This window comes from Clostridium sp. MF28 (assembly GCF_002969175.1).
Taxonomy (GTDB): Bacteria; Bacillota; Clostridia; order Clostridiales; family Clostridiaceae; genus Clostridium; species Clostridium beijerinckii.
Genome location: NZ_CP014331.1, coordinates 1,807,768 through 1,821,741 on the forward strand (window position 1 = coordinate 1,807,768; position 13,974 = coordinate 1,821,741).

The 13,974-nt window shown below is 30.8% G+C and carries 11 protein-coding genes, 1 rRNA gene and 1 riboswitch; of the genes, 4 read left to right on the forward strand and 8 right to left on the reverse strand.

The window, feature by feature from the left end:
- Positions 1-97: 97 nt before the first annotated feature.
- Together AXY43_RS08130 and AXY43_RS08135 are read right to left on the reverse strand one after the other, a co-directional pair.
- A 16S ribosomal RNA gene (locus AXY43_RS08130) occupies positions 98-1,611 on the reverse strand.
- A gap of 697 nt (positions 1,612-2,308) precedes the next feature.
- Complete coding sequence (locus AXY43_RS08135) at positions 2,309-3,244, reverse strand: CHAP domain-containing protein (RefSeq protein ID WP_031275497.1); 936 nt, start codon at positions 3,242-3,244, stop codon at positions 2,309-2,311.
- Between the two features lie 296 nt (positions 3,245-3,540).
- Here AXY43_RS08135 and AXY43_RS08140 point away from each other — a divergent pair, with 296 nt between their 5' ends.
- Together AXY43_RS08140 and AXY43_RS08145 are read left to right on the forward strand one after the other, a co-directional pair.
- Complete coding sequence (locus tag AXY43_RS08140; protein ID WP_039771324.1) at positions 3,541-4,143, forward strand: accessory gene regulator B family protein; 603 nt, start codon at positions 3,541-3,543, stop codon at positions 4,141-4,143.
- Positions 4,103-4,222, forward strand: a complete 120-nt coding sequence (locus tag AXY43_RS08145; RefSeq protein ID WP_085953365.1) for an AgrD family cyclic lactone autoinducer peptide — start codon at positions 4,103-4,105, stop codon at positions 4,220-4,222. The genes AXY43_RS08140 and AXY43_RS08145 overlap by 41 nt, the downstream gene beginning before the upstream one ends.
- Here AXY43_RS08145 and AXY43_RS08150 read toward each other — a convergent pair.
- From AXY43_RS08150 to AXY43_RS08165, 4 genes are all read right to left on the reverse strand, one after another.
- Positions 4,198-5,448, reverse strand: a complete 1,251-nt coding sequence (locus AXY43_RS08150; protein WP_039771326.1) for a sensor histidine kinase — start codon at positions 5,446-5,448, stop codon at positions 4,198-4,200. The genes AXY43_RS08145 and AXY43_RS08150 overlap by 25 nt on opposite strands.
- The gene (locus AXY43_RS08155) at positions 5,442-6,209 is read right to left on the reverse strand and encodes a LytR/AlgR family response regulator transcription factor (RefSeq protein WP_081098884.1); all 768 of its coding nucleotides are present in this window, start codon (positions 6,207-6,209) and stop codon (positions 5,442-5,444) included. Before AXY43_RS08155 ends, AXY43_RS08150 begins: the two co-directional genes overlap by 7 nt.
- Before the next feature lie 326 nt (positions 6,210-6,535).
- Complete coding sequence (locus AXY43_RS08160) at positions 6,536-7,681, reverse strand: tetratricopeptide repeat protein (protein WP_105411389.1); 1,146 nt, start codon at positions 7,679-7,681, stop codon at positions 6,536-6,538.
- Between the two features lie 328 nt (positions 7,682-8,009).
- Entirely contained in the window at positions 8,010-9,383 is a 1,374-nt protein-coding gene (locus AXY43_RS08165; RefSeq protein ID WP_105411390.1) for an FAD-dependent oxidoreductase, read from the reverse strand.
- 238 nt (positions 9,384-9,621) lie between these two features.
- Here AXY43_RS08165 and AXY43_RS08170 point away from each other — a divergent pair, with 238 nt between their 5' ends.
- Entirely contained in the window at positions 9,622-9,810 is a 189-nt protein-coding gene (locus tag AXY43_RS08170) for an H-type small acid-soluble spore protein (RefSeq protein ID WP_017208958.1), read from the forward strand.
- An 834-nt stretch (positions 9,811-10,644) separates the two neighbouring features.
- Here the strand turns inward: AXY43_RS08170 and AXY43_RS08175 are convergent.
- Positions 10,645-11,565 (reverse strand): DUF2167 domain-containing protein, encoded by a 921-nt coding sequence (locus tag AXY43_RS08175; protein WP_039771330.1) that lies wholly within the window; start codon positions 11,563-11,565, stop codon positions 10,645-10,647.
- A gap of 330 nt (positions 11,566-11,895) precedes the next feature.
- Between AXY43_RS08175 and AXY43_RS27780 the strand changes: the two genes are divergently transcribed.
- Positions 11,896-12,072, forward strand: a complete 177-nt coding sequence (locus AXY43_RS27780; protein WP_023972996.1) for a hypothetical protein — start codon at positions 11,896-11,898, stop codon at positions 12,070-12,072.
- A gap of 192 nt (positions 12,073-12,264) precedes the next feature.
- Here the strand turns inward: AXY43_RS27780 and AXY43_RS08180 are convergent, their stop codons facing one another.
- Positions 12,265-13,659, reverse strand: coding sequence for an amino acid permease (locus AXY43_RS08180; RefSeq protein ID WP_023972997.1), 1,395 nt, complete (start codon positions 13,657-13,659; stop codon positions 12,265-12,267).
- Between the two features lie 139 nt (positions 13,660-13,798).
- Positions 13,799-13,886: riboswitch (glycine riboswitch) on the reverse strand.
- Positions 13,887-13,974: the final 88 nt, after the last annotated feature.

Sequence of the window (13,974 nt, forward strand, 5' to 3'; positions counted from 1 at the left end):
AATACTTAAGTAACCTTTGAGCAAGTATTTTATATTTTGACACATAATAATGTATCTGTACTAGTCAGACATCATGCTGATCTAGATTTCTCCATAGAAAGGAGGTGATCCAGCCGCAGGTTCTCCTACGGCTACCTTGTTACGACTTCACCCCAATCGCTGACCCTACCTTAGGTCGCTGCCCCGCTTGCGCGTTAGCTCACGAACTTTGGGTATTGCCAACTCTCATGGTGTGACGGGCGGTGTGTACAAGGCCCGGGAACGTATTCACCGCGACATTCTGATTCGCGATTACTAGCAACTCCAGCTTCATGTAGGCGAGTTTCAGCCTACAATCCGAACTGAGACTGGTTTTAAAGTTTAGCTCCGCCTCACGGTTTAGCATCTCTCTGTACCAGCCATTGTAGCACGTGTGTAGCCCTAGACATAAGGGGCATGATGATTTGACGTCATCCCCACCTTCCTCCCGGTTAACCCGGGCAGTCTCGCTAGAGTGCTCAACTAAATGGTAGCAACTAACAATAAGGGTTGCGCTCGTTGCGGGACTTAACCCAACATCTCACGACACGAGCTGACGACAACCATGCACCACCTGTCTTCCTGCCCCGAAGGGCTTCCCCGATTAAGGGTAATTCAGGAGATGTCAAGTCTAGGTAAGGTTCTTCGCGTTGCTTCGAATTAAACCACATGCTCCGCTGCTTGTGCGGGCCCCCGTCAATTCCTTTGAGTTTTAATCTTGCGACCGTACTCCCCAGGCGGAATACTTAATGCGTTAGCGGCGGCACAGAGGTCATGACAACCCCTACACCTAGTATTCATCGTTTACGGCGTGGACTACCAGGGTATCTAATCCTGTTTGCTCCCCACGCTTTCGAGCCTCAGTGTCAGTTACAGTCCAGAAAGTCGCCTTCGCCACTGGTATTCTTCCTAATCTCTACGCATTTCACCGCTACACTAGGAATTCTACTTTCCTCTCCTGCACTCTAGATATCCAGTTTGGAATGCAGCACCCAGGTTAAGCCCGAGTATTTCACATCCCACTTAAATATCCACCTACGCTCCCTTTACGCCCAGTAAATCCGGACAACGCTTGCCACCTACGTATTACCGCGGCTGCTGGCACGTAGTTAGCCGTGGCTTCCTCCTCAGGTACCGTCATTATCGTCCCTGAAGACAGAGCTTTACAATCCGAAGACCGTCATCACTCACGCGGCGTTGCTGCATCAGGGTTTCCCCCATTGTGCAATATTCCCCACTGCTGCCTCCCGTAGGAGTCTGGGCCGTGTCTCAGTCCCAATGTGGCCGATCACCCTCTCAGGTCGGCTACGCATCGTCGCCTTGGTGAGCCGTTACCTCACCAACTAGCTAATGCGACGCGGGTCCATCTCATAGCGGATTACTCCTTTAATTGCTATGCCATGCGGCACTACAATCTTATGCGGTATTAATCTTCCTTTCGAAAGGCTATTCCCCTCTATGAGGCAGGTTACCCACGTGTTACTCACCCGTCCGCCGCTAGAGTCCCTCCCGAAGGAGTTCATCTCGCTCGACTTGCATGTGTTAAGCACGCCGCCAGCGTTCGTCCTGAGCCAGGATCAAACTCTCAATTAAAAGTTTAATCTTAGCTTACTCAAATAAAAATTGCTGGTTTACTTAAATGTATTTATCTTATTCTGTTCAATTTTCAAAGACCAATTTTTCTTTCTAAAACCTGTTGTTATAAGGCTTTACAAGTATCTATCGTTTCTGACAGCTTACTCAGTATATCACCGCTTTCAAAGCTTGTCAACAACTAAAAAAACTTTTTGAACTTCATTTTCATTAGTTCTATTAGCTTTAAGTTATTAATTTCACATCTCTTAGCGACGTGTTTTATCTTAACACCTCTGGCATATATTAATCTCCTATCTTCTCACCTTTTTGTGAAGTTATTCTATTTTTTCGCTATTATTCGCTATTATGCTAACTAATACATATATTGACACACTAGAAACCGTTGTATACATTGAATATTCTGAAGTAAATATTTAAAAATCCAACCTCTATACTTTTGATATTTTAAAAATATGAAACCTTAATTTATAAATTCTTTCAATTCACTTTATGTACTATTCAGAAACATTTGCATATAAGGTTATATCTAAAATAATAAAAAATTGATGATATCAAACATTTTATATCATCAATTTTTATTAAGCTATATTTATTATTTATAAATGTATATATAAAACCTATTCTCTAACCCACAATCTCATTTAGACTTTCCTCTTTGAAATAAAGTCATACCCACATTTTTAAAACTCACTTGTTAATACTTATTGAAACCTCCATTATATACTACAAATCCTGATTTAGTATTTGCGCCTTTAGACGTATTATAAACTACACTCAACTTACCATTTTTACGATACAGTGGTGTCGCAGTCTCACCAGGAGATAGTGATCCTATTATATTTCCATTAGAATCATAAACAGTTTCCGATGTAGAACCATTTTTCCAAGCTCCAGCATTAAAATATTTGATTATATTTGTAGCATTGCTAACATATCCTGTCCGTACTCCATTAGGTGTTGGATATTCTATCAAAGCCAGTTGTGTTGAATAACTAACATCCAATACTGTTATTTTATCCCCATCATCAACTCTACGACCAGGAATAATATTACCACTCGAATCTCTTACATAAAGAAAATCTCCTAATACTTGAGCATTATTTGTATAAGTAAAGCCACTTTGTGTTGGATCACTCGGCTCAGATGGATTACCCTGTAGATATATGAATCCAAGAAAATTCGCAGATCTGCTCTTAAATGCTGATACTGTCTGATTTTCCTCTGTGCCATCATATGCCTTACTCACATGATAGTTAGCTTCGTTAAAGTATATTGTGTCACCAGAAACACTTTCAATAAATACAACATGCCCCGCGCTACCATTCCCGAATACAGCTATAGAATTAGCGGCTGGTGTTTGCCCTTTCGAATAAGTAGTTTCATTCCACCATTGTTTTGCATTGCCATAAAACTGAGAGTTTAACTTTATTCCTAATTTCTCATATGCACGTCCCCATACAAACCATGTACATTGTCCTTTGTAACCACTCTGAGTAAATATGTTTTCACTGTTATAAGCACTGCTTGATATATTTGGTGAAGTTGCAGCGAAAACAATGTTAGAAGTTTGTCCCAAAAGCATTAATAATGATACAGCCAAAATCATCACTTTTCTAAGTTGTTTTTTCATCTCACCTCTCCCCTCTTAATTACTAGTATTATTAACATCACCATCAGCTTAATACAATTGTTAATAACACTCTTTACCACATTTATATATTCTCATATTACTAAACCTAAATAAATAGTGTTTCCTCTAAACATACAATATGAAGTATTAAAAGCAATGCAATAAATTATTTGCTTAATTATTAAACAATTATTCTTTTCATTCCAAAATTTGTACGTTTTATTCCAATAATATTGAAATTTTATCCAATATACTTTATAAAGATATTGTTCACTAAATAATCTAGAGAGGTTAAAATGATAAAATTAATATCAACTTTTATAACAAGATACTTAGAAAAAAATAATCCTTCTTTAATTAAAACAGATTTACTAAAAATCCAATATACATTAGAGGTTATTTTAGGTAATTTATTTGATTTTGTAGTTATATTCTTAATATTTCTAGGCTTGAATGAAGTCCCTATACTTTTACTATCTTATGTTATTTTAATTTCAATCAGGCCTTTTATGGGAGGTACTCATTGTAAAACTTTTATTTCATGTTTGCTTGTTACTATAATGTACTTCGTAATAGTACTGCTTTTTACGACACTGACTCCCAAGCTAAGCAATAGCTTTTATATAATTTTTTTTACAATATCTTTTATTATAGTTGCAGCTTATGCGCCATGCCGTAATTTAAAGAGACCTGTAAAAAATAAAGCGACATTAAAAATAATTTCTTTAATATCGCTAGCTTTTTGGATTGTAGTATTCTTTAATCTATCAAATATGCAATTATGTAATTGCATATTTATAAGTATATTCTTGCAAATACTTCAAATAATTATTATTAATACGAAAGGAGTGGTTTCAAATGCAAAAATCTATAAACATTTTTTCAGCTATACTTCTTAAGTTATTTAACTTAGCATCTAAATCAAGCTGTGCAGGCGTATGGGGCGAGCCAGATTATCCTGAAGAATTATTAAAATAAATATCAAAAATAATTTCATTACATTGGATATTAATTTTAATGTATCCCTTATGTAAATTAACTATTTGTTGTACATTATATAAACCATAACCTCTTGTATCTGTATTTTTAGTAGAATAGCCTCTTGTAAAAATCTCATCTAAGTTAATGTCACTAGGATTTACCACTTGATTCTTGACTATTAGATGAGATTCTTTATTTTCATTAAAAATCTTTATTTCAATACATTTTATTGAACAATCTTTTTTTGTCACCTCATCAAAAGCATTATTTAGCAAATTATTTAATATATTAGAAAATTCATTATAGCTTAATATATTATCTAAAACATTATTTTCTATTTCATATTTAAAAACAATATTATGCTTTTTTGCCCTGCACATGTTTCTATATATTATAGATCTAACAACTACATTATCAATATATATAAGTTCATTTATTTTACTATCATATATATCTTCGTCTTTCATATAAGTTCTAATAGCTTCCTTTAAATCTTTTTCACTTAAAACTTCCACCATTCCTCTTATTGAATTTTTATAATTAACAAAATCATGTTGTCTTTGTTTTATTTCTTGAACTATTTCATCGATAACAGCATTATACTCATTTGAAATTTTTAATGATTCTTTTTCTCTTGTCACCTTAATAAAATACAAGTATATCAAAACTTGAGATAAAGCCAATATGCCAAATATTAAAGATGAAAGAAATAAATTGTTTAAAATTACTATGTTATCATAATACCAACTAATTTTAAAAAGCATAGCATATATACTGCATATTAGAATAGAATAAATGAAAACTATATTATCCTTATTCTCAAAAATAAAATTTTCATTTAATAAATTTATCTTTGAGAATATAATTTCTCCTACCAATATTATTCCTTCCACACAAATTTCCGTGACTATATTATCGTAGATAAACTTATCAATAAGGGCCGCGAATATTAATTCTAAACTCATTACTGCAATCAACACTAAAAAAAATCCTAGTATAACTTGTTTAAAATCTGCCTTATATATAATTTTAATGCTTATAATAACTGCTATATATTCTAACATAAAGTTTAATTGTAATACTTCAATACCTGTAACTAATATTGAAGCAATCAATACACTTAAAGCCAATTTCAATATATCATTATTTTTCTTGGTTAATGTTGCCCATAAATAAATTATATTAAATGTATTCATTCCATTTATAATCGCTGAACTTAACATATTATCACTTTTCCTTTTTTAAATTCAGACATAATGCTATTTTTAAATTTGTATCCTAAAAATGCTGTCTTACTACATTCGTTAAAATATACTTCACTAAGTTTAACGTCTAGTTTTTCTATCTTGTATATATAATTCGTGTTTATTGCAAAAGCTCTATGGCTTTGAACTATATAATTGCAGTCAACTAGCTGCAATATTTTTTTTAAACTTATGTTATATGCAGTATAAACGCCATTGTAAGTATTAATATCACAGTTTTTACCATCAACTTCTATAAATATAATATCATTTACCTTTATTCCAACGTACACGCCATTTTTTAAAGTGATTACAACTTCTTTGTCTTTCTCCTCACTATAATTATCAACTTTGTTATTCAAGTCACTTGTTTCATTAAGAATAATCTTATTCAGCATAGCTTGTACATCATTTTTATCATATGGTTTTACAATATAATCATAGCAATGAGTTTGTTTAAATGCTTGAGTTATATATTCCATGTGTGTTGTTAAAAAAATGATTTGCCTAAATTCGTATTTAGATATACTTCTAATCTTCATAGCAAGATCCAATCCTGAAGATTGTTTTAAACTAATGTCTATTAAAAACATATTAATATCATTATTTAAAATTATTTCTAATGCTGACATTTCGCTATCAGCCTCATAAATTTTTACAAAGTCACATACAGATAATATCATTCTCTTTAAAATGTCTCTTTGTATAGAATCATCCTCTACTATAATAATAGAATACAAAAGTACCACTCTCCAATCCATATACAATCTAAAAAATATGTCAATAATACTGTCTCATATAATCATGAGGTTAAAGGCTAATTTCCCTTAATCTTATTTTTTAATAGATTATTAAAACGCCTCTACCTATATAATACAATATTATATAATTATATACAATTATCCCACTTTTGTGTAATCTTTACTTATTATTCTTTAAAGACAGTGATAAAACGTGCTGTATAGACTATTTAATCTAATGCAGCACGTTTCAATTATAATTATTCTTATTAAATTTTTTGAAATTAATTACATAAATATAGCTATTTTTTCGGAAAGAAACATTTCTAATTTCCCATTTCCTTCATACTATAATCTGCATATGAAGCATACTCAGTTTTAGGATATTTATCTTTTACCTGCTTAAAATATATAAGAGCATTTGAATAATCATTTGTCTCTTTATAGCATGTCCCTATTTGATACATCAACCAAGGCATAATATCTATATCAGAATCGATTTGTGAAGCCATTTTTAATTTAGGAAGTGCTTCCGCATATTTTTTTTGTTTATATAGCTTATTTCCATCATTGTATATAGGCCAGAGTCCACTTATTTTTAAATCTTGCCATAATTTATCAAACTTCGCTTTCATATCATTATCAAGATTTTCGTTCTTCACATTTATTAAATCCTCAGCAGCAATTTCATATTTTCCGTCTCCAATTGATTTCTCAGCCTCATCTAACATGCCAAAGATATTATTTTTATAGCTATCGATTTTTACTTTCTGATCTTCTGAATCTATTTTAGCTTTCTCACTATTTTCAAGATTTACCATGTTCTCTTCTAACGAATCATCTACTTTGTTCTGATCGTTATCGACTTCCTCTTGCTTTACTATTAGTTTATTATTTATAATAAGCTTATGTAAAAATTCTTGAGTTTCGATAGGAACCTTCGCTATTGCCACCTGAATAAACTTTGGATAAAAATAATTCATTACAATACCACCCATAATGATTACTGTACTTAATATAACCATAATTATTTTCCCTGTCGAGCGCTTTGTTTTTTTAGAGTACTCATTCCATATATCACTATTAATATGATTTATAACATCCATATTATTTACATTTCTTCCTCTGGATGATTCTATTTTTAGACTTTGTATATAATCATTTGCTAAACTATCATATATCGCGTATTTTTTGAGTTTCTTAAAGATCTTTTCTGCATTTCTATATTGCTTCATACTAACATAGCACAATCCAATAAGCTTAATTGCATCTGAAAACCCCTTATTATAGGATAAAGCTTTTTTCAAATCATTTACAGCCAACTCAAAGTTGCTCTTTTTTATTTCTCCTATTGCTGAATTATATAGAATAATGGATTTCTTAATGTCATTATCGATCTTATATCTATTCAATTCCATTTCCTTTATATTGATTGGATTTATTTTTTTAATCTCCATCTCAAAATTAACCAAATAATTACCTCCTAAAATATTACACAATAATACACTAATGTTCAAACAGTAATATCTTCCCATTAAAACCAGAATAACTTTACATTTGTATTTAAAATTTGATTTATTTCTATGTATAAATCTTAGCAAATTATGTAATATAATTCAATATAAAGTCTTACTGGCAAAATATTTTCTAAAATATTTTTAAACGTACATAAAATTATTGAATATCTTCATTTTAAAAGTAATATAAAAAACTTAAGACTATGTATAAGTTTAAAACAATTATCTCTTATACATAGCCTTTTTTCGCTTCCAATATAATATTTTATTATAAATAATTTCCTTAATTTAAATTTTGCCCGTTTCCAATTCGTATTCCTTGAGGAAATTTAAACACCTCATACGGATCATATTTCAATTTAACTTCTCTTAATTTCTCTAAATTTTCTCCATAATACTCTTTTTCATAATCCTCAATATCTGCGCATGGAAAATTAATATATGAACCTGTTGTGATACTATTTATGTATTTAAGCTTTTCTTTAACCCATTCTATATTCATAGGCGCATACTCAGCCTCTTCCCAAACAGATTGAAACCCCATTATAAATTTCGCATCTCTATAGTAAAAAGCTGTATCATTTTTATCTTTTTCCATAATTGCTCCACCTAATCCATATAGGGAAACAGCTGCATATACTGCACCTTTAGCCCTCTCTTCAACAAGTTCTATAATTTTTTTCATTTCACTTCTACTATAATCCTTATATACGAATCTTCCTGCTGATTTATATTTTTCATATGGAGGATGACCATCTTGAATCCTTCTATTTACATCTAAAACTGAAATATAGTTAAAATCAAATACTCCCTTTTTAGAAATATTCTTAAAGTCGCCTAAAATTACTTCTGCCTCTTCTCTGGAACCATATACTATTCCTGCAATTCTGACTCCTCTTCCTTTTATTTCTGAATTATATATCCCCATCTTTAAATTAACTCTTTTATCTAAATTCATATATAAATGTGTCCAAATCTCAAATATATCTAATATCTCATGATCATCAGCACCTATATAATCGATATCTATTAAAGTCGCCATCTTAATTTTTTCAGGAAGTTTAAATATCATGCTAGTAACTACTCCAAAATTTCCTCCACCAGCACCTCTTAAAGCCCAAAACAAGTCTGTATTAGATTTATCTGTAGCAACTATTCTTTCCCCCTTATAGTCTATCAATTCAATTTCAAGTAAGTTATCAGATGCTAATCCAAGCAATCTATTTGAATAACCCCATCCGCCACCTAAAGTTAGTCCCGAAACTCCAACTGTTGGACATCCTCCTCCTGGAAATGGATAGCCCAGTTCTCCCAAAACCTCGTAAAGTTCCCTATTCCTAACTCCGCCTTGTATCTTTACTACTCCTATTTCTTCATCTACACTAATTGCATTCATTTTGCTAATATCAATAACCAAAACATCATTTCCTGTTGAATATCCCTCATAGTGATGTCTGCCTGACCTTATTCTAATTTCTACTGAATGCAATTTGGCCCAAGTTATTGCATTGATGATATCATCATTAGTATGGCAATATACAATTGCTAATGGATATTTTTCTATAGCCCTATTCCAAGCTTTTCGTTCTTCTTCATAACTAAATTCCTCTTTTGTAATGATATCTCCCGTTAATCCTCTATAATCAAAATCTATCAAGTCTATCACCTTCTACTTTTCTACTAATTATTTCATCTACTCCCATAATACCATATTATATTTTTTATAATAAGCGTATTTTATCTAATAAAATATTTTTTCACACAATCTTTTGATGTAAAAATAAAATTTATTAAAACTTGTTAAGAAACTGTGAACTTTTATTTTTTATTGAATATTATAATTTTCCCATGTCAAATATATAGCTAATCATAAAATCATAAAGGAGAGATTTATTATGGATAAAGAAAGAGCACAGGAAATTGTTTCATCATCAGTAATGGCAAATGTAACACTTAATGGAACTCCAATTTACATCGAAAGCGTAAATACTAATACAGAAACTGCTAATATCCATTTTTTTAAAAATCCAAAAAATTCACGCGAAGTGCCTTTAACTAGTTTACAAGAACATAATAAAAAATAGTATTAAATATAAAATTATAAAAACGCCTTATAATTTTACATTTAAATTTCAATTCTTAATGACTACAATTTTGTAGTCATTAAGTCTACATATTGCACCCAAAAACTTTTAACTAATCACTATATCACTAGAAATTTTTTTAAAATTACTAGTTAATTATTTTATCAATGAAAATTTATATAGCACTACCATGAATTTCATAGTATCAAATACTTCCTTTAGGATATGCTAATATCATAAATGATATAACAGTTAAGCAAACAAATATGTTCAAAAACAATATATTTGTTTATCAGAATGTTAATACAAGTCAAAAGACTTGTATTAACATTAGATGAGATTTTATATGGTTAGGAAAAGTTTTATTATAGTAGATTAATTTTATTATAATAGGATTCCAACTTATCTTATAAAGTCAAGCTAAGATTATATTTGGTGGTGTAATAATCATATATAGTCAAAAGATTATATATGGTCGTGTAAGTATCTTATTTAGTCGAACAAAATATTAATATAGGTATTGCACTGTTTAATTATGGTCGAAAGATTATAATTAGATACTAAGTTATCTATATTAGTGTGAGTTATACTGCTATATTCTTTATTTAATGGCCATAAGTGAATTTACATAAATTTACTTATGGCTTTTATTTCTACTCATTTCCTATAACAAATCCTTATTTATATTCTGAATAACTACAATAAATTTTTTCCATATACAACAAAAATGTACATGTGAGGAAGTTGCTTTTAGTAAGCTTTCACATGTACCTTTAGTTTATATTGGAATATTTGCAACTAATAAAGCTCATACAAATTATTTTAAAAAATATATCAGCTTTTTATATCTGCCTCAGAATTTTCTTTAAATACAATTTTATTTGAATTCAATTCAGTTTCATCATATCTATATGGCTTTTTCTTAAATACCTTTATTACTTTACCAAATAGACCTCCTATAGCAGCCAAAACAAATATCCATACCTTCTTAAATATTATTAGTATTTTAGCAAGCAAACCTATCTTAGATGCTGTGCCTCCAACAATTAGTGCTGCTAATCCTGCTTCTGCTACCTTATCGCCTTTCATGTAATCTGAGTATCTTTTTCCTTCTTTATAAGCATAATTCTTAAGAATATTTTCCAGTTTAGGTTTAACCGCCAACATTTCGTCCTTACTTGCAACCAGTGTGACTTCAGTCACTCCACCACGCCCTAAAACTCTTACATTATAATTAACTATCTGTTCGCCACTACTATTACATAATACTGACCATACTAAATTATTGGTATTTGGATCATAATGTGGTTTTTCATCCCATCCAATTATATCTAATGTAGATTTTCCATTCTTCATTCTTTCCTTATTATCCTCTTCAGTTCCATTTTTTATATCGGACAATAACTGATCAGCATTTATTTTTCCTGCATCATTGTCTTTGACATATCCCATATTATCAAATTCAAATAAAACATACCAATTTTCATTATTATCTTTTGATAAAACTATTCCCTGTTCCATGCCGGTAACTGAATTATCCATTTCTTTCATTAATTCCTTTGCATCTTTTCCATTCGCAAAAACGTATTCACTAGGCAAATCTAACTTTGCTAAGTCAGTTCCTACATCAACATTCTTTGGCCCTTCAATCCAATTTATTTCCGATGCATTTGTTGAATCATTAGCATATGAAATAACTGGAATAATAGTAAATATAGTTAAAGCGGCTAATGTTCTTAATATACTTTTTAACATTTTTATCCCCCTATGTATTAAGTTACATTTATTATTCTAAAGTTATTTTCATGTGTTGTATATTATACTTTTGTATACTTTTTTATACTTTTTCAGTTCTAAATAATATAAAAATTATATAACTGAATACGCTAAGATAATTCAGATTACTCTTAATAACTAAAGTTTATATTTTAGAAGCAGCTTAAGATTAATAAAAAACTATTCCCCTTTGTATTACATAATCAAAATATCCAATATTTACAATACAAATTCCTTCTCTTAATTTCGTATATTTAATTAAGTTATGCTCATACTAACTTTGAATGATTTATATAGGAGGTGCTAAATATGCCAGGAAAAGCTAAACAATATGTTGATCAAAGCGTATCTTCATGCAAAGATACTATTAGCTCATTACAACAAGCTCTTAGCTCTGCAGAAAAACAAGATAATAAAAATAAAATTCAACAAGCAATAAATTCTCTTAATTCTGCATGCCAACAATTATCTCAGTATCAAGACTAATTAATACTTAGATATATTGTTAACAATATAATAAACCACTTTATTCTGATTAATCTAGAATAAAGTGGTTTATTATCTTTTATCTTAAATATTTCTTAAATTCATACTTTAAAAATGTGAGCATACGTATTAAAAACATTCATCACATCAAAATCTACAATCATTTAACAGAGTTATTTGAGTGTTAAAATCTTATGCTAAATTTCTTTTAACAACTTCTTTTGTTTCCGCTTTTGATTTAATCCCCTTATGGATCAACCAAAGCATAATAAACCATACTGGCGTTACAAATAGAGCCACACGAGTTTCATTATTAAATGCTAATGTAATTATAACAAAAGCTAAAAACGCTAGAATTATATAATTCATCATTGGGTAAAGTGGCATCTTGAATTTGTTCGAAGCTGCAAGTTCTGGATTAGTTTTACGATATTTCAAATGGCAAACAACAATAATTGCCCAAATAAAGATAAAACAAAATGTTGATATACTTGTAATTAGAACAAATACTCCTTCTGGCATAATATAATTTAAAATAACTGAAATCAAGATAATAATTGCTGAGAAGATTGTAGCATTAGCAGGTACTTGATTAGACGTTAATTTATTCATTGACTCTGGTGCATTACCTTCTTTTGCAAGAGAGTAAACCATACGGCTTGTGCTAAAAATACCGCTGTTACATGCAGAAGCAGCTGATGTTAATACAACGAAATTTACAATACTCGCTGCCGCTGCAATTCCTACTGCTGAAAACACTTGTACAAATGGACTTTTATCTGGATTAATTGAAGTCCATGGATATATGCTCATAATAATAAATAGTGCTCCAACATAGAAAATAATAATTCTAATTGGAATATTATTAATAGCCCTTGGAATAACTCGTTCTGGATCTTCTGTTTCACCAGCCGTAAGTCCTACTAACTCGATTCCGGTAAAAGCAAATACAACCATTTGGAATGAAAGAATAAATCCAGTTGCACCCTTCGGGAACAATCCTCCATGACTCCAAAGATTTGTGAAGCTAGCTGCGCCAGCATCTGTAGAAAATCCTTTAATAACCATAAATATACCGATTATAATTAGCGCTAAAATTGCAACAACTTTAATTAAAGCAAACCAGAACTCCATTTCGCCGAATAACTTTACTGCTGTAAGGTTCATAATCAATAAAACTATAAGAATTATAAGACTTGGAACCCATTGAGCTACATTCGGGAACCAGTATTGTATATAAAGACCTGCAGCAGTTACATCTGCCATCGCAAGTGAAATCCAACAGAACCAGTAGGTCCATCCAGTAATAAATGCTGCTCTCTCTCCTAAATAATCATATACAAAGTCTACAAATGAATGATAGTTTAAATTAGAAAGTAATAATTCCCCAAGGGCACGCATAATAAAAAAACAAATTATTCCTGTTATCATATACGCAAACAATATAGATGGTCCCGCTAAGTGAATAGACCTTCCTGAACCAAGGAATAATCCAGTACCGATTGCTCCTCCAATTGCGAGTAATTGGACATGACGATTTTTTAGTCCTCTTGATAAGTTTTGATTTTCTGATTTTAATTGATCCATTTTATCCCTCCATCTTAGTTAAAAGGCATGTACTAAAAAGCCCTTTACTAATCTAAATATTTTGTGATTTGAGATATAAATGGGAATAGATAAGATCTAAATGAAGTAATCTATAATATATTACTTTGATAAGATATGTTATCTGTCCCCTGTCCTTTTACCTGAGAGTTTCGCCTTTACAGCTTTCTCCTTCGGTGCTCTTTTCGAGTCTCTCCAAGGTTTCATCCAATAGCGGTCATCTCTAATTAAATAGGTACCTGAAAGATTTACTTCTTCGGTGAATGACCATAGCCATTACTCTCCCGCTATCTTCAT